This is a genomic window from Mucilaginibacter sp. KACC 22773 (assembly GCF_028736215.1).
GTDB lineage: Bacteria > Bacteroidota > Bacteroidia > Sphingobacteriales > Sphingobacteriaceae > Mucilaginibacter.
In genome coordinates this window covers 5,570,164-5,594,711 of record NZ_CP117883.1, presented here as the reverse complement: position 1 = coordinate 5,594,711, position 24,548 = coordinate 5,570,164, and the positions used below count along the sequence as shown (strand labels likewise).

Sequence of the window (24,548 nt, the reverse complement as noted above, 5' to 3'; positions counted from 1 at the left end):
CTTGCTTACAGTTCTTTAACTTACATATACCACTTTTTTACCACCCAGAATACAATCGCAGCAATTATTAGCAAAGCAACAATAATGTAAATTGCCGAGTTGTTCTTCTTTTGACCGCCTTTAACATTTACGTTACCGGTACGTTTTAGTACGCCCCAGCCGCTTAACTCGCCTTTAAGGGCCTTACGCATCGATTTAAACAGTACGTAATACATCAGCTGTCTCCACAGGAATCGTTGCGGTATAATGTAAATAAGCTTCCTGTAATCTTCTTTTTCCATTCGGAAAGCAATAATGCCCACAATGAAATCGATAACCACAAAAGCCACATAGTATATCAGCATTTTCTCCGGCTTCTCGCCAAACAGCGCGAAGATCATCATCAGATCGGCCAACGGGGAGAACAGTGGTAGTATAATCTGGAAAATGAGGATATTGGGCATGCCCACCATCCCAAAGAATTTATACTTTTTGTTGAACAATGCGTCGCGGTTTTTCCAGAAGCTTTGAATAACCCCGAAACTCCAGCGGAAACGTTGTTTAAGTAACATATTAATGGTTTCCGGTGCTTCGGTATATGCAATAGCTTCGGCACAGTTTTTTACAATGTAGCCTTGTTTGAGGATGCGCATGGTTAAATCACAATCCTCGGCCAGGGTATCGTAAGTAAAGCCGCCGGCACGGAAAATGGCCGATTTGCGGAATGCTCCAATAGCGCCTGGTACTACAGTAATGCTATTGATGAGGTCGAAAGCGCGGCGGTCCATGTTTTGGGCGGTAATGTACTCTATTGATTGCCACCTGGTAATAATATTGGTTTCGTTGCCAACTTTTACTGTGCCTGCCACAGCGCCAATTTCCTCATCGGTAAAGTAGCTCATCAATTGATAAATAGCGTCGTTTTTAAGTTGCGTATCTGCATCAATACAAACAACAAAATCGCTGGTGGCATGGGTTATACCAAAATTAAGGGCCGATGCTTTACCACCATTGGGCTTGGTTAATATTTTAACCAGCGGATGGCCTTCATAAGCAGCCGATACTACTTCAAACGTTTTATCTTTTGATCCGTCGTCAACAAAAATAATTTCAAAAACCGGGTATTCGGTTTTTAATAAACTTTGGATAGTGGCAACGGCATTTACCTCCTCGTTATAAGCTGGTACAATAATACTCACGGGCGGAAGTGGCAAATTGTCGCCACGCAGTTTTACGGTCTTTTTGTTCTCGCTGTTTTGTCTTACCGCCAGTATAGCAATCAAAACAATACGGCCTATGGCCAGGAATATAGCCGACAAAAACACATATATCAAAAACCAGTTGAAATAGTAATAAGCATGTACCGCGACATCATACATAGGGCCAAAAATGCCGGTATGATCGTCTTTTATAGGTGGCATCAGGTCATCTTTGGTTTTGTCAAGCACATCGGCAATGGTAGTAAACTGGTAGCCATGTGTTTTAAAGTAGTGTATAATGGCTGGTAATGCCTTTACTGTTTCTTCACGGGTATCGCCGCCGGCATCATGCAGCAGGATCATCGATCCATTGTTGGCCTGCCTGATGGTGCGGGCAACAATGCTGTCGGCTGTTACGCCGGGCTGCCAATCCCATGGGTCGATAGATTCGCCAATAGTGATATAGCTTTGCCTGCGGCTTTCGGCTACAGGGATTACTTCGGCCAACGTTTCGGGCTCGGCATCGGCGTTAAATGGCGGGCGGAACAATATGGTGCTGCGGCCTGTAACCGATTCGATGATTTTGCGGGTAGCGTTTAGCTCAAGCACCACGCGTTGCAGGCTGATGGTTGATATATCCGGATGGAAGAATGTGTGGTTTCCAATTTCATAACCGTCCTCATAAATTCGCCTCAGGATGGCTATGTTTTTTTCGGCCATGGAACCCACTACGAAGAAGGAGGCCGGAACTTTTTCTTTTTTTAGGATATCAAGAATGCGCGGGGTGTAATCCGGGTCGGGTCCGTCATCAAAGGTCAAAACAACCTTTTTAGGCTTATACCCATACTTACGGATCATGTACTTGGTGGGCAGTCTTTTATAAGTTTGCGCAGTGATGGTATAGTTGCCTGTATCCAGTTTTACATCAATCTCGCCGGTTTGGGGCGTGGTTATCAGGTCGAGCACCTCGCCATCGCCATCATACTCTACGTTTTTACGGCTATTTAAACCAACAGAAGTTAACTTTTTTAAGTCGACACCGGTTTTACGCAGCGAATCGATAGATAGGTTTTTCTGGAAGAACGACCATAGCCTTGGATCTTCGGTACCCATGCGCCACAGAGCCACCCCGCCGGTTGCCCAGTCATCGGCCATGCGGATGACGTTAAAGTTGGTAGCAGCGTCGGCAAAATAAATGGTATGGTCAAGGCTATCCTTATCCATATAGGTAAAATGAGAATTTGCCGAAGCCGGATCAAATGTGATCTTGCTTTGGTTTTCTTCGGCAGCGCTAATAGCCTGCTGATAACCTATGGATTTGCCGATGCTGGTTTCGCGCCAATCATAAGCGCCGCCTGCAAAAGTCAATATAATTTTTTCGCTGGGTACCTGGCTGCATACATCATCCAGTATCTGTTCAACCCAGTGCTGGTTTGATAAATCGCCCGGATTGCTTAGCTCATTATGCTCATCAATGGCCATAATGAACAAAAAATCGTTAACATGCTGCAACCTTATAATATTGTAAGCCTCATCTTCGGGCACTACGTTTTGTGTAACCAGGAAACCCTTGGCTTTTAATGTTTTATAAAGCTCGGTTTGAAAAGCAATATAAGTTTTGCTGTTGCGGTCTTTAATTTCGTCCAGATCTACATTGATGCCTTTAAACTTATATTTTGTAAGGGCATTTACAATACTGTTAATAAAACCGGCACGCAAAGCAGGTTTTTTAAAAATGCGCTCAATATCATAGCTATCATAACCGCCTTCCTGGTTGTTTTTATTTATATAGTTTGATAGTGTGAGTACAATGGGCTTATTATATTTTTTATTAACGTTGATGAGCCCCGTATCAACTTTGGTAATTACAGTGTCGACACCCGGAAGGATAGAAAAACCTTCGCTTACCACCATATCAAGCTTTGGCATGTTATCCAGCAACGAATAATAAGCCTGTGGCTCCCATGGGCGGTAAAAGGCCACATTCAGGCGGTCTTTATTATTAGGATGTTTGCGTTGATGCAGGCGTTTTGCACGTTCAAGGGCCTCAATTTCGCCTTTTTGTATTTTAAACGACCGGTATTTGGTTGACCGCTTGATTTGCGCAAGCTCCTCTTTCGACATTTTTTTGGGTGCCAGGTCGAGGCTTGGCAAACTGGGGTAATAGGTAGATTTAATGGTAACTATTACGGCAACAATACCTACTGCCAAAAAGGCAAATAGTATGCGGCTGAGCCATTTAAAACGGTTCCATCTGTTTGGTGAGTCTGCCTGAAAAATTTGCTTATTTGAAGCCATTAAGTGAGATTACTTCTGGTTTAAAAGTATAGGTAACAAATGAAGATATGATGAATGGATGTTGTAACCTATTTGTCTGTTTTGCCGGGCTCGATGCCCGAAAAATCAACACCGCATTTACAATTGCCACCGCAACTTTTTTTAGCGGTGAGGCTTTTATACATCATACGGCCAATGTAAAAAACAGCAGCGGCAAAAAGAACAATAACTAAAATTACCTGGATGTTCATAGTGCAAAAATACTTAATTTTTAATATATACGTACAGACGCTTTTAATAGTATATAGTTTAACGTGGCATAAAGGCAATTGTTCCGCCAACCCAGTCAAAATCTTTATTATAACGTACGCCAATCATCTTTCCGCGGCTTAACCGGGCCAGGTTTATGGCCAGTGTAGGTTTTTCGTCTCCGTCCGGCCATAAGTACAACAACCTGATTTCGACCTTTACACCGCCATCTGGCGACTGTACAATCGGCTCGTAGTTTACTTTTTGCTGTAATATCCAGTTTTCGGGCTCTTTAATGCTGCGGATATCATCCAATGTAACATCAATAATTACACCCTGGCCGGCAAAAGAAAACAATGGCTTCAATACATAGTTTTCCAGGTCGGCCGGCAGGTAATCTACCTGGTGCAAAAACTGTGTTTTGGGAATGTAATCGCCGCTTAAAAAAGGCATGGTAAATTTACTGATGCGGTAAAACCAATTGGGGTGTGTTATCCACTCCACATCAACAGGCTTCCTGATATCAACAACCTTTTCAAAAATCTCCGGATCGTTATCAATTTCATCAAAAATTAAGCGGTTATAAATACGCTTAATTAATTGAAGGCCGCTATCTGTTTTATAAAATAGCTTATTTTGTTGTTGCACCAGCTCGGTTAAAGATACCACCGGGATGCCAAGGTATTTTTCAGTAATATAAAAGTCGACTGCGGTTTTTTGCTCCGGGGCATTTACATCCATTAAAACCACTTCGGCCGGTTTGCAATCGCCTATAATCGTTTTCCTGAGCAGGTCAATGTAACTGGCTTTGTTCAATCCGTTAAAATAAACGGTTTCATCACCGGCAATATCAAAAACATCCGTATAAACATCGCCCAGCAAAATCTGGAACCCGTATAAGGATGGAAAGCCCTGCATTTCTATCAGCTTAGGTACAATATTGCCGTATTCATCTTTGCATACGCCAAAATCAAGTGCGATAAAATGAGGATGACCAGTCTCATTGGCAACACGCCATTTATCGGGAATTGCCCGTTCAGTAAGTTCCTTAAAACCGGGTCGGAGGATGGTATCTACAATGTCGTTCCCGGCGGCAATCAGCCTGTCGCGAAAATCGGCAGTCAAAAAAACAGGTGTCTCGGCCACACGAAATTGAACAGGGCTGTGCAGCCCCTCGTTAAGTTTGCTCAAAAATTCCTGGTATTTGGCATCGGTAAAGCCTGCGTTAAATGTTTTCCTGGGTGATGGGTTCATATGGTAAAAAAAGTTTTATCCCCCTGTCATGCTGAGGAACGAAGCATCTGTTTGCCGCTTTTCAGGCGGCGATGCATGTCGGCCAACAGATCCTTCGTTCCTCAGGATGACAGCGCTTGATAGCAGTGACACTATAAACAAACTTAACCAATTTAGTTTATCATTTTAAAAGTCCACTAATTTTAGTCGTCAAGCACTTTAACCTTTCGCCTTTAACCTTTCCCCTTATCTGAATAAAAATTCCTTAATTTGCTTTGTCAATTAAAACTTAAACCTGGCATTACTACTTTAATTTATTAAATGTATAACAAAAAGATAACCGTTGTTGGCGGAGGAAGCTGGGCTACAGCCAATGTAAAAATGTTGGCTGATAATACTACCGAAAAGGAAATTTTTTGGTGGATGCGTAATACGCAGGCGGTTGAGCACCTAAACAAATTTGGGCATAATCCCCATTATTTAAGCTCGGTAGAAATAAAGCTGCCTAAACAAAATATATCAACAGATTTAAAATCATTGATACAAGTGGCTGATATTGTGTTGCTAAATGTGCCGGCTGCTTTTTTAAAAGAAGCACTAACTGGCATTAGGCCTGCAGATTTGGCTGGCAAAAAAGTTGTATCGGCTATAAAGGGTATTGTGCCCGATGAAAATTTAATTATCGGCGAGTTTTTACACCAAAAATATGGTATTCCGTTTGAAGATTTTATTGTAATAAGCGGACCTTGCCATGCCGAAGAAGTTGCATTAGAGAAACTCTCTTACCTTACCATTGCATCCGGTGATGCTGCTTTGGCTACGGAGTTTGCGGGAATGATTAATACCCGTTACATAAAAACCAATGTATCTGATGATATTTATGGCACCGAGTGGGGGGCTGTATTAAAAAATGTGTATGCCATTGCGGGTGGTATTTGCCATGGAGTAGGGTATGGCGATAATTTCCAGTCGGTGCTCATTTCAAACGCGATACGCGAGTTGGAAAGGTTTGTTGATGCAGTGCACCCTATTAACCGGGACATTAAAGAATCGGCTTACCTGGGCGATTTGCTGGTTACCGCTTACTCGCAGTTTAGCCGTAATCGTACTTTTGGCAATATGATAGGGAAGGGGTATACCGTTACATCGGCCCAGCTGGAAATGAATATGATAGCCGAAGGATATTATGCAGTAAATTGCCTACAGCAGGTTAACAAACAGTACAAGGTAAACATGCCCATTTGCGATGCTGTTTATGCTATTTTATATCAAAAACACTCACCGGTGGTTGAAATGAGGCTTTTGGCCGAGAAATTGAGTTAAATGCTAATAGCATTAACTTAATTTATTTACTACCATGAAAAATTTATTCAAAATTGCAATGTTTGCAGCCGGTACATTTATGATATCGCCGGCATTTGCACAAACCCACAAAGACAGTACAATTGGGCATAAAATTTCAAGAACGGCTAAAAAGGTTGGCCATAAAACATCACAGATTGCCGCCAACGGCGCATCGGCTGTAGTTGATAAGAAGTACGAAGGAAAGGTTGGACCTGGCAACCATACGGTTTATATTGACGAGCACGATAAATACTATTACGTGAACAAAAAAGGCCACCGCGTTTATATAAAAAAATCTCAGCTTATTGATAAGCCGGAAAAATAAAAGTTGTATCTTAACAGTGCAGGCTTAGGCCTGCACTTACCATGTTTGTCATGAAAAAATATGCTTTAGTAATGCCCGCTGTTTATGCCCTCACGTTGTTTGCTTTTGCATGCAACAGTAACCAGGCTGCAAAAAGCGAAGCTAACAAAAAATTAATGGGCAAATGGGTATCAAAAGACGGTGCCACTAAACTGGAGATAACAGAAAAAGGTTTTACTACCGATGATGGACAACCGGTTACTGAAGATTATTTTGTGCAAAAAGATACCATTTTTACATCGTACCAGGGTAGCAGGCCATATACTAAATTCCTGATAAAAAACCTGGATGATCATAAACTCACACTCTTTTACCCGGATTCGGATTTGGTGGAGTTTGCGAGGTAGGGGCTGTGAGTGGTGAGTAGAGAATAGTGAGTGGTTTTATTGTGAAGGTTGAGATCTTTTTTTCGTGTAGTCTCCCGTGTGCAAATCCAACTTGCAAATTCGCCTGTCTGGCGGGAGACGCAAAATGTTGCGTCGCTACGGTGGGGAGGTATGTCAAAAAACAAAAGCCCTCATGCTGGCGGCATTGAAGGCTTTGTTAACAAAACTAAACTAAAACTCGCTTCCTTACCAGGGGAAGCCCATGAAAACTATCTTTTATCCAGTAGTAAGTATTTAGTATCAAGTATCAAGACAGCTTCAATAAGTTAATATTATCTTGCTACTTGATACTTACTACTTGATACTAAACTTAGAATCTTCTTTTGCGTTCCGGGCGATCTTCGCGGGGTTTGCCGGAGAAGTCACGGAAGCCACCACTACGACGATCACCGCCGCCTGAGTTGCTTCTTTCGCCACCACGGTAACCACCACCTTCTCTGCGGTCACCACCACGGTAACCACCTTCACGACGGTCGCCGCCACGGTAACCACCACTGCTTTCACGACGGTCGCTGGTGCCTTCGCCAGATACTTCTATCCGTACGGGGCGACCTTTGTACTCGGCGTCTTTAAAGCCTGCGCTTACCTTTTCAACATCTTCGTTAGGTACTTCAAAGAATGAATAAACACCTTTAACATCTATTTTACCAACGCTGCGGCCGCTAATTTTTGATGTGTTGCAAATGTAACCTAACAAATCGCCGCGGTTAAATTCATCAACCGAACCTAAGTTTATAAATAAACGGGTGTAAGCAGAGGGGCCGCTTGAAGCACCACGTTCGCCTCGCTCACCACGGTCATCCCTATCCCTGCGGCCACCTTCTTCAACGCTTGCGTTAAGATCAGGTGCATTTTTGTAATAATCAAGGAAACGGTTAAATTCAATTGATGCAAAGCGTTTGATAAACTCTTCTTTGCTCATATCCTTAAACTCTTCCATAATACGCGGGATGTATTGCTCAATTTGCTGCTCATTAACCTGTACGTTGTGTACTTTATGAACAATGGAGAATAATTGTTTCTCGCAAACATCAAACCCGGTTGGAATCTCGGCTTTAACAAAGCGCTTACCCAGGGTGCGCTCAATCTGGCGTATTTTACCTAATTCTTTGGCGTTAATAATGCTGATAGATACACCTGTTTTACCTGCACGGGCTGTACGGCCGCTACGGTGGGTGTAGTTTTCAACCTCGTCTGGTAACGAGTAGTTAATAACGTGTGTTACATCATTAACATCAATACCACGTGCAGCAACATCAGTAGCAATTAACAATTGCAGGCTGCGCTCGCGGTAGCGTTTCATTACCTTATCGCGTTGCTGTTGCGACAGGTCGCCATGTAACGAATCGGCATTGTAACCGTCTTTGATCAGGGCTTCTGCAATATCCTGGGTTTCTATTTTGGTACGGCAAAATACGATACCAAAAATATCAGGATTAAAATCAACAATACGTTTAAAAGCGGCATACTTATCACGGGCACGTACAATGTAGTACTCGTGCTCAATGTTGGCATTGCCGGTGTTTTTTGTGCCCATGGTAAGCTCAAATGGCTCGTGCATGTACTTTTTCGCTATACGGCGAACTTCAGTTGGCATGGTGGCCGAAAACAGCCAGGTTTTTTTCTCGTCCGGAGTGGTAGATAAGATATTATCAATGTCTTCCTGAAAGCCCATATTGAGCATTTCATCAGCTTCATCCAATACTACAAATTTTACCTTCGAAAAATCTATCGCCTTACGGTTAATGATATCAAGCATACGGCCTGGTGTGGCCACAACGATCTGTACGCCGCGTTTAATCTGGCGTAACTGATCCATAATGCTTGCTCCGCCATAAACGGCCACAACGTGAACGTTGTCCATTTTTTTGGAGTAATTTTTAATGTCGTTCGTGATCTGTAAACAAAGTTCACGTGTTGGGCATAAAACAAGTGCCTGTGGATGATTTTCTTCAAAATCCAACAGCTCTAATAATGGTAGGCCAAAGGCAGCAGTCTTACCGGTCCCGGTTTGGGCTAATCCGACAAAATCGTTGCTGCCTGTTAACAATACCGGAATTGACTGTTCCTGGATTGGCGTTGGGTTTTCAAACCCTAACTCAGAGATGGCATTAACAATATCATGACGGATTCCCAGTTCAATAAATGGGTTCATGAATTAAAATAACGAATTTGGCAACATCGCCAAATCGGGCGCAAAGATAGCGCTAATATTTTATAAAAGCAATAAGTATATGCAATCAAAATCGCTTTTGAGTGATCTATTCTGATTTTGGCGGTAATAGCCTTTGAAATAGCAACTTAATTATGGATTTTGTAAATTTTACCGATTATTCCGGGAGTGCCGGACGTGTTTTGGATTGGATTAAAACAGGTGTTGTCGCTTTTTTTTGCCTTTTGTAGCAAAGCTATCCAAGCACAGGTTTTTAATTTGCACTATTACTCGTTAAAACTTCGCTCATATAATATTATCTTAACCTATCGGCAGATTTGATCAGCTTTTCATCATTTTTGATACCCTTGGTGGCCAATAGCAGCATAATAATGCTTATTGATGTCAGGAACAAACCAATTCCCATTGTATGCGTATCTAATTGAACGCCTTCGCCTACCGCTTTTTTTACAGTTTGCGCCATCCAGAAACTGTAGCCAAACAATACCAATATAGCGCCATAGCAAAAAGCCAGTTGCTGCTTGCGGTTTTTGAAAAGGAAAATTATAACAAGTGGTATAAGCGCCACTACAGCCGTTATGGCCGTAAGCGCCGTAAAAGATTCGATATGTTTTTGCGCGCCGTTAACATCCTGAAAAATGCCGGTGACGGTAATAGTTACAGGGACATTATTTACGTAAACGTTATGAGCCAGCGGAAAAAAGTAAAGGGCAAACAAAACCAGGCTGGCTGCAAGCAGGTAAATGCTTTGTATTCGTTGTAGCATAATGTTAAAAATATAATGGCAAATATAGTTGTTTTAGCCATTGCGTTATTGTTTTTTAATGGAGATGTAATTTGCTTTTTATGATAATTATTATAGTATCTTTAAACAGATTTTCCAATAATTATTAAGCGATGACCCCAAGCCCTGATAAAAACCTATCGCCACAGGAGGTGAAGTTTGAAGATGCGCATCTTAAAAAAATTTTCCTCGAACACTTAAACAGCATTTATTGCGGCAAGCTGCATCTTATTCATTTTTTTGAGGAGATAAAAACCCTGGCAACACTGCAATATTTAAAAAATGCCATACAAGATTGCAGTGATGATGCTGAAAACCAGATGGTACACATTGACGGGATATTTAGCGCGATAGGCGAAGATCAATCAAAAATAAGCGTACTGGGCATGAAAGCCATGACGCTTGAAGCCTATATAACTGCCATCCGGTCGGGAAAAACGCCTATGGAGCGTGATGTTTTTATTGTATTTTATCTGCAACTGGTTGAAGGTATCGAGGTTACATATTTTAAGGTGCTGAAGAACCTGGCTAAGGCAATAGGTTACAGTAACACCTTTTTAGATAAACCATTTAAACAGGCAGTAGAAGATAAGCTAATGTTTGAAGGTATTTATAAAGAATACATAACCCAGCCATCTGCCGGTTAAGCAACAGCTTCTGGTAAAAAGTAAATATTTAGTTTGTTGATTATTAGATATAGATCCCTGATAGTCAAATGTTCCGTGTTCAACCTGTCCCGGGGCGTTTTTGTAGAGTGGTACCACCGCTGCCACAAGTTTTTGTTGCTGATAGATGCCTCGTACCAGCCCTTGATAAGGGTGTTTTCCGCAACATATCGTTTCTTTCTCCCAGATTGATAATCATCTATCAAAATGATAGGCAATTTTCATCAATTAAATCCATTTCGTCGCGGCTATTCAATGTTAATTAACTGAAATTCAGTTACTTGATTGGTATTGTCATTTATTGGCATCTACTTGGTAAAGCTCTCTGCAAAAACATAAGAATATGGATATTTTACAGATTGCAATTTACATAGTGACTTTCGTGGTCATCTTCTGGATCTTCTTCAAATCAGTTAATTACTTCGAAAAAATCTAATCATCATGATCGCATTATTCATCGTGGCAGTGGCTGTGTTTGTATACATGGTGTATGTGCTGCTTAAACCCGAAAAATTTTAAACTATTAAACCATGAACACTGAAATTTCAGGTGTAATTTTTACCTACCTGCTCACGCTGGCAGTAGCCATCCCTCTGGGCCGTTACATCGCCCGCATTTTTAAAGGCGAAAAAACCTGGCTCGACTTTTTAGCCCCGCTCGAACGTTTTATTTTTCGTTTCAGCGGCATTGATGCCAAAAAGGAAATGAATTGGAAACAGCATTTATTTGCCCTGCTTACTATCAATAGCGTATGGCTTATTTATGCATTTGTTTGTTTAATGGCACAAGGCCATCTGCCACTTAACCCGGATGCAAATCCTGGCCAGTCGCCCGATACGGCTTTTAACACCGCCATCAGCTTTTTGGTAAACTGTAACTTACAGCACTACTCGGGCGAAAGCGGCGCCACTTACTTTACACAGCATTTTGTGTTTATGTTCCTGCACTTTGTATCGGCAGCTACCGGTATTGCAGCGCTGGTTGTGCTGTACAGGGCCCTGAAAGATAAAGTGACCGATAAACTGGGTAACTTTTGGGATTACTTTGTAAAAGCCATTACCCGTATATTATTGCCTATTTCATTTGTAATAGCTGTCATCTTCGCCTTTAACGGCATGACTACCAGCTATGCAGGTAAAGATACTTTTATCAGCATGCAGGGCGATACCGTTCATGTATCCCGCGGCCCGGTTGCTGCACTGGTAGCTATTAAACACTTAGGTACAAACGGTGGTGGCTGGTTTGGTGCAAACTCTGCCCACCCTATCGAAAACCCTAACTACTTAACCAACACAGTTGAGTTGGTTGCACAGCTTATTATTCCTATAGCGCTGGTATTTGCCCTGGGCTTTTACCTTAATAAAAAGAAATTTGCTTACGTAATTTTCGGGGTGATGACGCTGGGAATGCTCATGCTGATGATACCAACCATTAATGCCGAACTAAACGGTAACCCCGCTATAGCCCATATGGGTGTAAGCCAGCCTACCGGCGCTATGGAAGGCAAGGAAGTAAGGTTTGGGCCGGCCAATTCCGCATACTGGAGCATAATGACTACTGTTACTTCAACAGGTTCGGTAAACTCCATGCATGATAGTACCATGCCTTTATCAGGTTGTATGCAATTGCTGGGTATGATGGTTAATTGCTTTTATGGCGGTGTGGGTGTTGGTTTCCTTAATTTTTACATCTTTATCATCATCGCGGTATTTATATCGGGCCTGATGGTAGGCCGTACACCGGAGTTCCTGGGCCGCAAAATTGAAGCCCGGGAAATGAAGGTAGCTTCGCTGATTGCTTTATTACACCCATTCATCATATTGGTAGGCTTAGCCGTATCATCATACGTGGTGGTGCACATGCCTGGTGCCGATTGGGCAGTAAAACCATCATCATGGTTAAATAACCCAGGTAACCACGGTTTTTCTGAAATGCTGTATGAGTATACTTCAGCAGCGGCCAACAACGGTTCGGGTTTTGAAGGGTTGGGCGATGGTAACATTTTTTGGAACGTAACTACCGGTATTGTAATGGTGCTGGGCAGGTTTTTACCAATAATTGGTCCGCTGGCTATAGCTGGTTTATTGGCCAATAAAAAATACATTCCTGAATCTGCCGGAACACTTAAAAGCGATACCTCAACTTTTGGGCTAATGATATTCGCGGTGATTGTAATTATAGCCGCCCTGTCGTTTTTTCCTGCACTGGCTTTAGGTCCAATTGCTGAACATTTTTCACTTAGATAATCATGAAAACCTCAAATACATTATTTCAGGGCGATCAGATGAAAGAGGCTTTTAAACAGTCGTTCATCAAACTAAACCCACGCATACTGTTCCGTAACCCGGTTATGTTTACCGTTGAAATAGGAACGGCAGTAATGCTTATTGTAACTATATTTTCCTTTGCAAATAAAGGACAGGGCAGCTTTGCCTATAACTTCACCGTGTTTTTGGTACTGTTGCTTACCGTGCTGTTTGCCAACTTTGCCGAAGCTATCGCCGAAGCACGTGGTAAAGCCCAGGCCGAAAGCCTGCGCAAAACCCGCGAGGAAACTCCCGCCCGCTTACTGGTTAACGGTAAGGAAACCATGGTAATGTCGAGCCAGTTAAAAAAAGGCGATGTGTTTATATGCGAAACAGGCGACAATATCCCTACCGATGGCGAGATTATTGAAGGTATTGCTACCATCGACGAATCGGCCATCACAGGTGAATCTGCCCCGGTTATCCGCGAATCTGGCGGTGATAAATCATCAGTGACCGGTGGTACCAAAGTATTATCCGATAAGATAAAGGTTATGGTAACCACCCAGCCCGGCGAAAGCTTTTTGGATAAGATGATTGCGCTGGTTGAAGGTGCATCGCGCCAGAAAACACCAAACGAGATAGCTTTAACTATCCTGCTTGCAGGCTTTACGCTCATCTTTGTTATTGTGTGCGTTACCCTGAAACCTTTTGGCGATTATTCAAATACCCCGATAACAATTGCCGCATTCATCTCATTATTTGTTTGTCTTATCCCAACCACTATCGGTGGCCTGTTATCGGCCATCGGTATTGCCGGGATGGATAGGGCATTACGCGCAAACGTGATAACCAAAAGCGGTAAAGCGGTTGAAACTGCAGGCGATTTGGATACCTTGTTATTAGATAAAACAGGTACCATTACTATTGGTAACCGTAAGGCAACCAATTTTTACCCCGCCACAGGTGTTAGCAACGCCAGCTTTGTAGCCGCATGTGTATTAAGTTCTCTGGCCGATGAAACCCCCGAAGGTAAATCGATAGTGGAACTTGCCAACGAGGATAAAACCTTACCTAAAGTGGTTGCCCCTGCAAATTCGGTATTTATAAAATTCACCGCCGAAACCCGCTCAAGCGGTTTGGATACGCCCGATGGTTTACGCATCCGTAAAGGTGCTTTTGATTCTATCCGTAACATTGCCTTAAAGGCTGGTCACGCTTTCCCAACCGAGGTTGAGGATAACGTTAAAAAAATCTCGTCGAATGGTGGTACACCGCTGGTGGTATCGCAAAATGAGAAGATAATGGGCGTAATTGAATTACAGGACATTATTAAACCCGGCATTGCCGAACGTTTTGACCGCCTGCGTAAAATGGGCGTTAAAACGGTAATGGTTACCGGTGATAACCCTTTAACTGCCAAATTTATTGCTGAAAAAGCAGGTGTGGATGATTTTATTGCCGAGGCTAAACCCGAGGATAAAATGAACTACATTAAAAAAGAACAACAAGGCGGCAAACTGGTAGCCATGATGGGTGACGGTACAAACGATGCCCCAGCATTGGCTCAGGCCGATGTTGGTGTAGCCATGAACAGCGGTACCCAGGCAGCCAAAGAAGCCGGTAACATGGTTGATTTGGATAACGACCCAACCAAGCTGATTGAGATTGTAGAGATTGGTAAACAATTACTGATGACCCGCGGTACGCTTACTACCTTCTCGATAGCCAATGACGTAGCCAAGTACTTTGCTATTGTTCCTGCCTTATTCATGGTATCTATACCATCATTAAGGGCGCTTAATATCATGGCATTGCACAGCCCCGAATCGGCCATATTATCGGCAGTGATATTTAATGCCATCATTATCCCGTTGCTGATACCGTTGGCCTTACGTGGTGTGGAATATAAACCGATAGGTGCCAGTGCGTTGCTACGCCGTAACCTGTTGATTTACGGCCTTGGTGGTATACTGATACCATTTATCGGTATTAAATTAATTGACCTTGCCGTAGGCGTATTTATATAGAAGAGATTTGAGAGGTGAGATATGAGATTTGAGACAAAAAAAGAATGTCGAAAATCTCATATCAAAGCACTCAGATCCAATTTAAAAGATGTGAGATAAGGAAATCTCATATCTCAAGTCTCATATCTCAAATCTAAAAAGAAAATGAAAACATATTTGTTGCCATCAATCAAGTTAACTATCATCCTGATAGTAATTACAGCCGGTATTTATCCATTAGCTATAGCCGGTGTTGGTAAATTGACTCCCGGCCATGGCGATGGGGAAACCGTAACATACAAAGGCCGCGTAGTTGGTTATGCCAACGAAGGTCAAAAATTTACTAAGGACGAATACTTCTGGAGCCGCCCGTCGGCTGTTGATTATAACGCTGCCGGTTCGGGAGGTTCAAACAAAGGCCCTTCAAACCCCGATTATTTGAAACAGGTTGATGGCCGCATCCAGGATTTTTTAAAGCATAATCCCGGTGTAACCCGTGCCCAGATCCCTGCCGAACTGGTTACCGCATCGGGTAGTGGGTTAGATCCTGATCTTTCGCCTGCAGGCGCAAAGGTACAGGTAGCCCGTGTTGCCAAAGTACGTGGCCTATCTGCCGATGTTGTAACCAAACTGGTTGATGAGCATACCGAAAAACCATTATTTGGCTTATTTGGCCCATCAAAAGTAAACGTACTGAAGTTGAATGTAGCATTGGACGAGCTAAAGAAATAGCCCTCTTTAAGTAGTTAAAAAAAGCGGGGCCAAGTGCTATTCCCTTCTTGAGAGGGGGGAGGAGTGTGTTTAACCCGCGAAATGGCATAACACACCCCTGCTACCGCACAATCCCAACGCACCCCCTCTCGAGAGGGGAACTGAAAAAGTAAATGATTTTTATACATAAATGAAAAAGACCTTCATATTAATACCTGCATTTTTACTATTAAGCGCTTTGATAACCAAAGCCCAGGACACTGTTAAAACAACATCCGATGCGCCATTGGTGATCTTTGGATCGGTTGATACTTATTATAAATACGACTTTGCTGATAAAGGCAGCCAGATCCCTACCAGTTTTGCTACCGACCAAAATTCAGTTTCGATTGGGATGATAGACCTGGGGGTTAAGAAGAAAGTTGGTAAAGCTGCCTTTTTAGGCGAAATGTCTTTTGGCCCAAGGGGGCAGGCGCAATCCGTACCTAACGGGCCAAACGGCGACTCGTATCATATCCAAAATCTATATGTAGCGTATGATGTAACCGATAAATTAACCCTTACCGGTGGTTATATGGCAACTTTTATTGGCTATGAGGTGATAAGCCCTGTTGGTAATTTTAACTATTCCACATCGTATCTGTTCACTAATGGCCCGTTCCAGAATGCTGGCGTAAAGGCAACCTATGCTTTTACCGATAAAATAAGCCTGATGGTTGGGGCATTTAACGATAACTGGAATGCCTACCAAGCTACCAAAAGGGTTAACAATTTTGGCGCTCAGCTAACGGTTATCCCGGTAAAGGGGTGGACAGCTTATCTGAATGTTATTACAGGTGGTTTACAGGGGACAGAATTTGATTTGACCACAGCCTACCAAATAACAGATGCCTTTAAATTAGGCTTAAACGCTGCCGACTATAAAGCTAACAATGGCATAACAGGAGGTTTTAACGGGGTGGCGTTGTATCCGCAATACGCGGTTTCAAAAGATGTAACATTAGGCCTTAGGGGCGAGTACTTTAAAACAAAAACCGGCAGCTATACCTCTACAGCCGCGCCTGCCCCCGGCGAAAATGTAACAGCAGTAACTTTTACAGCAAATATTAAGGCTGGTCCGCTGGCATTGATACCCGAGTTTAGGGTCGACAATGGATCGGCAAACGCGTTTAAAAATAACTCGGGCGACCCGACTAAAACTGCCTCGCAATTTGTGCTGGCAGCGGTGTACGCTTTTTAATTTAATAAAGATATGTATGAATGGTTGTATAGTTAATTTTGGTTTAATTATATGTTAGTTTGAGAAACATTCATACCTTAAAAGGGGGGCCGCGAGGGCTCTCCCTTTTATTAGTTTAAGAGAGAAGTATATTATCTACATACTTAATCAAATGAAATTTGTCATTTCGAAAGAGCCGGAGAGGTAAAGCGCGGGGGAGCAAAAGAGAAACTATCTCTTGGACGTAGCGAAAAATCTTCGACGCCAGGTTATCGATATGAATAGTCGAATTGTAAGGTGTCGAAGATTTCTCCTCGTACCTCGTTCGAAATGACAATAACTTAATAGAAATATGGACGGCGAAAAAGAACGATCGGTTGAGCATTTCCTGGAGCTGATAAAAAAATCAAGGCGCGGGAAATTCAAGGTTTACATAGGCATGAGCGCGGGTGTGGGCAAAACCTTCCGCATGCTGCAGGAAGCCCAGGCTTTGATGCGTAACGGCATCGACGTTAAAATTGGCTACATAGAAACGCATAACCGCAAAGAAACCGTTGCCCAATTAGAAGGTTTGCCGGTAATACCCCGCCGCAAACTGTTTTACAAAGGTAAGGAGCTGGAGGAGATGGATTTGAAAGCCATCATTAGCCTGCGTCCCGAGGTGGTTTTGGTTGATGAACTGGCACATACAAATATTGAAGGCAGCAGCAACGAAAAACGCTGGCAGGATGTGCTGGAGATATTAAACGCGGGTATCAATGTGATCAGCGCGGTAAACATCCAGCATATGGAAAGCCTGAACGAAGAGGTGGAACGGATAACCGGGGCCAAAATAAACGAGCGGATCCCCGATAAGGTGTTGCAACTGGCAGACGAGGTAGTAAACATCGACCTTACTGCCGACGAACTGATAGATCGCTTAAAGGAAGGCAAAATATACGACGAGAAAAAAGTGCCGATGGCGCTCAACAACTTTTTCCAGGCCGATAGAATTCTACAGCTGCGCGAACTGGCCCTGCGCGAAGTAGCCCACCAGGTAGAGCGGAAGATAGATATTGAGATACCCAAAACCATTAAACTAAGGCCCGAGCTTTTTTTGGCCTGCATTAGTACCAATGACGAATCGGCTAAAATAATTATTCGTAAAACAGCAAGGTTGTCATCATATTACCGCTCTAAATTTTTTGTTTTGTATGTGCAAACCTCAAGAGAGAGCAGCGATAAAATAAACCTGGCTTCGCAGCGCCACCTCATTAATAACATGAAATTGGCTACACAACTGGGCGGCGAAGTAATTAAAATAAAAAGCGACCGTATAGCCCAAACCATTTGGGAAACGGCCGAAAAGTACGACATTACCACTATCTGCCTGGGTAAGCCACGCTTTAAATTTTACCAGGTTATTATGAAAACGGCGGTTTTTACCCAATTGTTAAATAAAATGTCAAAAACTGATATAGACCTTGTAATACTATCATAACCATGACTATTAAAAATAAACTCCGTACAGGCATCGGTTTCTTGTTTGTACTGGCGCTCACCTGTTGCGGATTATCTGTTTACTTCCTTAACCGCCTGTCGGCCGATGCCGGGGCAATACTTAAGGATAATTATAAAACCCTGCAGTTTACCCAAAACATGCAGGATGCTATCGATGCGAATGATAAGGCGCTTTCGCCAAAACAAATTGCGGTTATCGACAATAACCTTAAACTGCAGCAACATAATGTTACAGAAAAGGGCGAGCAGGAATTAACAGATTCGTTGACGCTTGTTTACACGCAGATAAAGCAGCATAATAACAATATAGCAGCGCAATTGCCTTTAAGGAGCCATGCCCGCCGGCTTATTTATGGTATCATGCACCTGAATATGGATGCAATTTCTCGAAAAAATGCCATCGCCACTGATACGGCAAGCAGGGCAAATGTGCTGGTGGCCGTCAGTGCTTTTTTATTGTTTACTATCGCGTTCACTTTTGCGGTAAATTTTCCGGGTTATATAGCCGATCCTTTAAAAGAATTAACAGCAAGGATAAAAGAGGTATCAAATCGTAATTACCACCAGCAGATAGACTTTCACTCCGATGATGAGTTTGGCGAATTAGGGCAGGCTTTTAATAATATGACCCGGAAACTGGATGAGTACGAGAACAGTAACCTGGCCAGCATCCTGTTTGAGAAAAAACGGATAGAGACTATTATTAATACCATGCACGATGCTATTATTGGTTTAGACGAAAAGCAGTTTATCATATTTGCCAACGAAGTAGCGTGTAACCTGATAGGCATGACCACCGAACAGCTTACCGGCCGGTACGCGCCAGACATAGCGCTGGAGAACGACCTGCTGCGCAACCTGCTTATAAATGAACAGCCACGGTTAAAGATTTTTGCCGATAACCGCGAAAGCTTTTACAGCCGCGATTCATTATCTGTGAGCAGCAAAAGTAAAGTGATAGGTAAGGTAATTATCCTTAAAAATATTACCGAGTACCAGCAGTTGGATGAAGCCAAAACCAATTTCATTGCCACCATATCGCATGAATTGAAAACGCCGATATCGTCCATAAAAATGAGCCTGAAATTGCTTGAGGACGACCGCATAGGTAATGTAAACACCGAGCAAAGGCAACTGCTGGAAAATATTGATGATGATGCCCGCCGCCTGCTGCAAATAACCGGCGAACTGCTGGATATGGCACAAGTTGAAACCGGTAAACTACAGCTTAACTTTGGCAGTACACACCCCCGTAACATTGTTGATTATGCGGTAAAGGCCATTAAATTCACAGCCGATCAAAAGCATGTAAACATCAAAGTAAAATGCGATGATACCCTCCCCGAGGTACATGCCGACCTTGATAAAACTACCTGGGTACTTATCAACCTGTTATCAAACGCCATAAAATACAGCCACGAAAAATCAGTTGTGGAGCTAACCGTTAAAAAGCATAAGAACGACGAGATTGAATTTTCGGTAAAAGATCATGGTAAAGGCATAGAAGAGCAATACCTGTCGAGGTTATTTGAGCGCTACTTTAAAGTGCCCAACGCCACCGCCGACCAAACCGGCACCGGCCTTGGCCTTGCCATTGCCAAAGATTTTATTGAAGCCCAAAGCGGCCATATTATGGTTGATAGCGAGATAGGGGCAGGGAGCCGGTTTGCCTTTACATTGAAGAGGGCGCTGTAAGAGAACAAGACTTTCGAAGGTTCAAAAACTTCGGAAGTCTGAACCGGGGATCACTTGCGGGTTTACTCCAGCGGGAGGCTGAAACAAAAGGTTGAGCCGGCATTGGGTTCACTTTCTACCCATATTTTACCTTTATTCATCTCTGTAAATTCCTGGCAAATCCTCAAACCTATGCCTGTGCCTTTTTCATTATCTGTGCCCGCGGTAGTGTGCGTTATCAATGAAAATATTTTGTGCAGGTCGGCCTTTTTTATACCTACGCCGGTATCTTTTACACAGATGATCAGTTTGTCTTTTTCAGGATAACAACTCACGCTGATTGCACCCAGTTGGGGGGTGAATTTGATGGCGTTCGTCATTAAATTTCGCAACACTATTTTAATCATAGCGCTGTCTGCATATACTTTAGTTCCTGGTGTTATGTTATTTTCTACCGTTATTTTTTTCTGTAAAATATTGTTTTTTAAGTCTGCAATGGTTTCATTGGCCAGTTGATATATGTCAAACAGTTCGGGGCTGAAATGGAAACCCTGCAGTTGTTTTTTCGACCAGATGAGTAAATTATCAAGCAACTCCAGTATGTTAATGATATCTGCCTTTATCACCGGGGTAATCGTTGATAGTTCTTCTTTATTTAAATTGCCGTTCTCCCACATGTTAAAAATAGAGATGAGCTGGGTAACGGGGCTGCGCAAATCATGAGATATCACCGAGAAAAGCTTGTCCTTAACCATGTTACTGTTTCCCAATACCAGGTTCTGTTCGGCAATGATTTTGTTTTTGGCCTTCACCTGTTCATTTATACGCTGAAAGTAGATAAAACCCAGGCAAATGAAAGCCAGTCCAATAAACAGCGCACCCTCAACGGTATGTTGCTGGCTGATGATCGCCCGGTTTCTTTCTTCAGATATCCGCAGGCGTTTATTTTCTTCATCGCGTAGTTGCGAATCAAACCTTACATTGTATAACGCGGCTATCTGATTTTTATTAATATTAACCAGGCTGTCATTCAACTTATGGAACCGGTAATTACTTTTGAAGGCCGCCTCGTAGTCGTGCTGGGCCGAATCAAGTAAAAAAAAGTCATGGTAAATTGCCAGCCTGTCTGTCGAATTGCGGGTTAGCTCGCTTAATACGTTGGCCCGGTTTAGCAGCTGACGCGACAAATCAAAGCGCTTTTGAATATAAAACACCTTTGCTTTTACAACACAAGCAGCAGATGCATCGCTTAAATCGGTACCGCTGCTATCCTTTGTTAGCATCGTAATAACCTTATTGCAATAGTTTAGCGCTGTTTTATAATTCTTCTTTTTTAAATGTATAGATGCTAAATTGGCATAGCAAAGGCTCAAATAACCGGCATCATTTGTTTTTATTGTTAAGGCCAGCGCCTCGCTATAATTGATATACGCCTTATTAATTAACCCGTTTTTTTCATAAATATCCCCGGTATTGCACAATAACAGTATCACCATTTTATGGCGTTCAATTTTTTTTGCTTGTTCAAGCGCAGATGAAAAATAAATTAATGACAGCTTATAATCTTTAATGGTGTGGTAGTAAACACCTAAATTGGTTAATGTGCGCGCGCAGTTAAGGGTATCATTTAAGTGTTTAAAAATTTTATAGGCTTTATTAAGATACTCAAGCGCCAAAGGGTTGGCATTATCGTCCATGTATACCGTGCTCAACCTCCTGTAAGCAAAAGCCTCGCCTTTGGGGTAGTTGAGTTGCCGCGCCAGGGAAGCAGCTTCAACAGTATAAATCTTTACTTTTTTTGCATCGTTGTTATTATAGCAGGCATAAGCCAAATCGTTTAAAATATCTACCCGGATAGTATCTTTCTGCGGGTAGTTTTCAAGTCTTTTTTGCAAGCTGTCTACTACCTTTTTTTGTCCTTGAGCCAGGAGGCCAAACAGAAACATCAGTATAAGTAATAGTTTGGCCTTTAAAGTCATCGAAAGTTGAGGGGGCTATACCTAACAGTTGTATACGATGGATTGTAAAACAGGTTTCTTTATTAGTCAAATAGTTTCTGGATCAGGGATTTAAGGCGAGCAGGTTCACCCTCAGAGGAGCCGACGAATTGCCGATGGAGATAGGTGATACGTCATCGACTGCTACGCACAAGGTGATGATGAGTTGTTAAATACCGATTGATAATATCCAGGATATAAAGCGGGATTGCCGAACGAAAGATTTTAGCGAACAAGCTGTAGATCGCTTTGCATTTTAAGCCAGTTTTTTACCAACGAAAAGACCTCACCAGCGTTCTCAATCAAATTCACCGCAAGGCAGCTTATGATATGACGCCCGGAAAAATGAAAGCTCATTTAATGCCCCCAGCAAGAAAGCTTCCCAGTAATCCCGGAAGGCCTTCCAAATATCAATTAATCCTCTTAATTCACTTCCACAATCTTCATCCCCCAAGGCTCCAATTGCATAGCCGAATTGCTGCTTACATTTGCTCCTGAGAACAGTTCCTTCCCGTTGCCATAAGGATAGGTAAAGTTTACTTCCTTATCCGAGTAATTAAAATAATAATGCACCGTTTTACCCGCCTGGTTTACGCCGTACTTGGTAATTACAGGGAAAGCCAACTGCTGATCGGTACCCCAAAGGCCTGCCTTTTTAACCGCGTCGGCCAGTATTTTATCGGTAACGGCGCTTGTAGTAACGCAGCCAATGTAAGTTGCCAGGCCTTTGCCGTATGTATTTTCGGTAATGGCCGCGTATTTGCCCCAAACCGGGTGGTCATAATAGGCCAGTACTTTGGCAGTGGTAGGGGTGATGAGTTCCATCCACGTATTAAGCTTTTTATCTTCCGGTTTCAGGTTAAAATCATCGCCTTTAAGGCCAACGTTTTCGGGCACCGTGAACTGGCTGTAGTAAATTCCTAAAGCCTCGTTAATAATGCCGGGCTGGTGGGTTGTGCGTACCTTAACATTTTCGTCGCTAAAGCCGCTTTTAAAAGTATAAACAACGTGGCCGCCATTTTTAACATAGCGGTTAAGCCGTTGCAATAAACTATCGGGTGCGGCATACAAAACTGGCACAATCAGTAGCTTGTAGTTTTCGATGTTCAGGCTGGTAGGGTCAACAAAATCGCAGCCTACGTTCATATGGTATAAGCCGTCGTACAATTGGCGCAATACTTCATTATAACCGGTGCGTACACCCCAACCAAAGCCAAAAGCCTTAAAGCCCGTAAGCGCCTCGTTGCTGAATAGTATGGCTACATCGTTTTTCTTTTTCAGGTTGATGAGTTTCGGGCTTAGCCGGTCAAAATCTTTGCCGATGGTTTTAGCTTCGTTATAAACCGGGTTGGGCTCAAAATCGTGGCTTAACAACCCTTTCCAATAGGTTTCGGCCGAGTTGTGGATGGAATGCCATGGCCAATAACCAACCATATTGGCGCCCGAGGCCAGGTGACTGAAAGCCTGTAATCGTAGCTGACCGGGATAAGGCGTCCATTGAGCAAATCCCTGCGCTTCGGTCTCTATGGTCAAATAGTTTTTACCGCCCTTCATTGATCGGGTAACATCGCCGCCAAAAGAAATCTCGGCGCCGGTAAGCTTATCCTGGCTGGGGTGATAAATATCTATCCCGGCAATATCCAGGACCTTGGCAGCCGCAAAATGGTCAACATCGGGCTGGATACCGAAAGAAGAGCCACGCCAGTCCAGGTCGAAGTTTTGGGTAATGAATTGGTCGGGGCGTTTGTATTCACGCACAATGGCGGCCTGCCAGCCTAAATATTGGGTAACCACCTGGCGCTGAAATTTGGCAAATTCAGATGATAAACTGCCATTGATGGTGTTATTCATCGATGGGAAATCTTCCCATGCGTTAATGCGGTTGCTCCAGTAATCCAGGCCAAAAATATGGTTAATATTATCAAGCGTTTTGTATTTGGCCTGCATGTATTTTACAAACAACGCCTGCACATTTGGGCCAGATGTACCGTATGATTTAGTTTCGTTATCAACCTGGTAACCAATAACGGCGGGGTTATCTTTCACATGCTCCATTATCTTGCGGATCACCCGCTCGGCATACATCCGGAAATCGGTATTGGTAATATCCATATTTTGCCTTGGCCCGTATTGGTTTTGGCCCTGTGGTGTAATAGCTAAAATTTCGGGATGTTTTTTGGCCATCCAGGTAGGTATGGCATAGGTAGGCGTACCAACTATCACTTTAATGCCGCCTTTTTGCATGGCCGCCAGCATCCTGTCAATATGGGTAAAATCAAAAACACCATCTTGTGGCTCAACGGTGCTCCAGGTCGATTCGGCAATACGTACCACGTTTATGCCTGCCTCCTTTATCATCTTTACATCTTTGTCAAGGCGCTCGTAAGGCATATATTCATCATAATAAGCTACGCCGTAAAGCAGCTTATCCATTTTGGGGTATTGCGCAAATGAAGTGGCGCAAAAAAATAATTGCACAATGAAAAGCAGCAGGAATCTCTTTTTCATAAAACTGGTTTTTGGTGTAAATTGGTTTCGG

At 42.9% G+C, this 24,548-nt stretch carries 18 protein-coding genes; 11 read left to right on the top strand and 7 right to left on the bottom strand.

Annotated features, from left to right (window positions below; genetic code table 11):
* Positions 1 to 20: 20 nt before the first annotated feature.
* The 3 genes from PQ469_RS23085 to PQ469_RS23075 all read right to left on the bottom strand — a co-directional run bounded on the left by PQ469_RS23085 (position 21) and on the right by PQ469_RS23075 (position 4,958).
* The gene (locus PQ469_RS23085; RefSeq protein ID WP_274209768.1) at positions 21 to 3,476 is read right to left on the bottom strand and encodes a trifunctional glycoside hydrolase family 18/polysaccharide deacetylase/glycosyltransferase family 2 protein; all 3,456 of its coding nucleotides are present in this window, start codon (positions 3,474 to 3,476) and stop codon (positions 21 to 23) included.
* Between the two features lie 68 nt (positions 3,477 to 3,544).
* Positions 3,545 to 3,706 (bottom strand): FeoB-associated Cys-rich membrane protein, encoded by a 162-nt coding sequence (locus PQ469_RS23080; RefSeq protein ID WP_274209767.1) that lies wholly within the window; start codon positions 3,704 to 3,706, stop codon positions 3,545 to 3,547.
* Positions 3,707 to 3,764: 58 nt separating this feature from the next.
* On the bottom strand, positions 3,765 to 4,958 hold the full coding sequence (locus tag PQ469_RS23075) for a hypothetical protein (protein ID WP_274209766.1): 1,194 nt from the start codon (positions 4,956 to 4,958) through the stop codon (positions 3,765 to 3,767).
* Between the two features lie 300 nt (positions 4,959 to 5,258).
* Between PQ469_RS23075 and PQ469_RS23070 the strand changes: the two genes are divergently transcribed.
* From PQ469_RS23070 to PQ469_RS23060, 3 genes are read left to right on the top strand one after another with little or no spacing between them, the layout of a single operon-like run.
* Positions 5,259 to 6,260, top strand: coding sequence for an NAD(P)H-dependent glycerol-3-phosphate dehydrogenase (locus PQ469_RS23070; protein ID WP_274209765.1), 1,002 nt, complete (start codon positions 5,259 to 5,261; stop codon positions 6,258 to 6,260).
* Between the two features lie 34 nt (positions 6,261 to 6,294).
* The gene (locus tag PQ469_RS23065; protein WP_274209764.1) at positions 6,295 to 6,606 is read left to right on the top strand and encodes a hypothetical protein; all 312 of its coding nucleotides are present in this window, start codon (positions 6,295 to 6,297) and stop codon (positions 6,604 to 6,606) included.
* 50 nt (positions 6,607 to 6,656) lie between these two features.
* Complete coding sequence (locus PQ469_RS23060) at positions 6,657 to 6,992, top strand: hypothetical protein (protein ID WP_274209763.1); 336 nt, start codon at positions 6,657 to 6,659, stop codon at positions 6,990 to 6,992.
* Positions 6,993 to 7,341: 349 nt separating this feature from the next.
* On the opposite strand, the gene PQ469_RS23055 is transcribed toward PQ469_RS23060, so the two are convergent.
* A complete protein-coding gene (locus PQ469_RS23055; RefSeq protein ID WP_274209762.1) occupies positions 7,342 to 9,186 on the bottom strand; it encodes a DEAD/DEAH box helicase in 1,845 nt (614 codons plus the stop codon).
* Between the two features lie 313 nt (positions 9,187 to 9,499).
* Positions 9,500 to 9,970, bottom strand: a complete 471-nt coding sequence (locus PQ469_RS23050; RefSeq protein WP_090651820.1) for a DUF4293 domain-containing protein — start codon at positions 9,968 to 9,970, stop codon at positions 9,500 to 9,502.
* Between the two features lie 131 nt (positions 9,971 to 10,101).
* Here PQ469_RS23050 and PQ469_RS23045 point away from each other — a divergent pair, with 131 nt between their 5' ends.
* From PQ469_RS23045 to PQ469_RS23015, 8 genes are all read left to right on the top strand, one after another.
* On the top strand, positions 10,102 to 10,635 hold the full coding sequence (locus PQ469_RS23045; RefSeq protein ID WP_090651821.1) for a DUF892 family protein: 534 nt from the start codon (positions 10,102 to 10,104) through the stop codon (positions 10,633 to 10,635).
* Between the two features lie 459 nt (positions 10,636 to 11,094).
* On the top strand, positions 11,095 to 11,172 hold the full coding sequence (gene kdpF, locus PQ469_RS31425; RefSeq protein ID WP_090651871.1) for a K(+)-transporting ATPase subunit F: 78 nt from the start codon (positions 11,095 to 11,097) through the stop codon (positions 11,170 to 11,172).
* 11 nt (positions 11,173 to 11,183) lie between these two features.
* A complete protein-coding gene (gene kdpA / locus PQ469_RS23040) occupies positions 11,184 to 12,899 on the top strand; it encodes a potassium-transporting ATPase subunit KdpA (protein ID WP_274209761.1) in 1,716 nt (571 codons plus the stop codon).
* 2 nt (positions 12,900 to 12,901) lie between these two features.
* Positions 12,902 to 14,929: a potassium-transporting ATPase subunit KdpB gene (gene kdpB / locus PQ469_RS23035; RefSeq protein WP_274209760.1), complete on the top strand. Its 2,028-nt coding sequence runs from the start codon at positions 12,902 to 12,904 to the stop codon at positions 14,927 to 14,929.
* 144 nt (positions 14,930 to 15,073) lie between these two features.
* A complete protein-coding gene (locus tag PQ469_RS23030) occupies positions 15,074 to 15,640 on the top strand; it encodes a K(+)-transporting ATPase subunit C (RefSeq protein ID WP_274209759.1) in 567 nt (188 codons plus the stop codon).
* A 169-nt stretch (positions 15,641 to 15,809) separates the two neighbouring features.
* Complete coding sequence (locus tag PQ469_RS23025) at positions 15,810 to 16,859, top strand: outer membrane beta-barrel protein (RefSeq protein WP_274209758.1); 1,050 nt, start codon at positions 15,810 to 15,812, stop codon at positions 16,857 to 16,859.
* Between the two features lie 331 nt (positions 16,860 to 17,190).
* Positions 17,191 to 18,318, top strand: a complete 1,128-nt coding sequence (locus PQ469_RS23020; RefSeq protein ID WP_274209757.1) for a sensor protein KdpD — start codon at positions 17,191 to 17,193, stop codon at positions 18,316 to 18,318.
* A gap of 2 nt (positions 18,319 to 18,320) precedes the next feature.
* Complete coding sequence (locus tag PQ469_RS23015; RefSeq protein WP_274209756.1) at positions 18,321 to 20,033, top strand: HAMP domain-containing sensor histidine kinase; 1,713 nt, start codon at positions 18,321 to 18,323, stop codon at positions 20,031 to 20,033.
* Positions 20,034 to 20,095: 62 nt separating this feature from the next.
* Here PQ469_RS23015 and PQ469_RS23010 read toward each other — a convergent pair whose 3' ends face one another.
* Together PQ469_RS23010 and PQ469_RS23005 are read right to left on the bottom strand one after the other, a co-directional pair.
* A complete protein-coding gene (locus PQ469_RS23010) occupies positions 20,096 to 21,907 on the bottom strand; it encodes a tetratricopeptide repeat-containing sensor histidine kinase (protein WP_274209755.1) in 1,812 nt (603 codons plus the stop codon).
* A 525-nt stretch (positions 21,908 to 22,432) separates the two neighbouring features.
* Positions 22,433 to 24,517, bottom strand: coding sequence for a beta-galactosidase (locus PQ469_RS23005; protein ID WP_274209754.1), 2,085 nt, complete (start codon positions 24,515 to 24,517; stop codon positions 22,433 to 22,435).
* Positions 24,518 to 24,548: the final 31 nt, after the last annotated feature.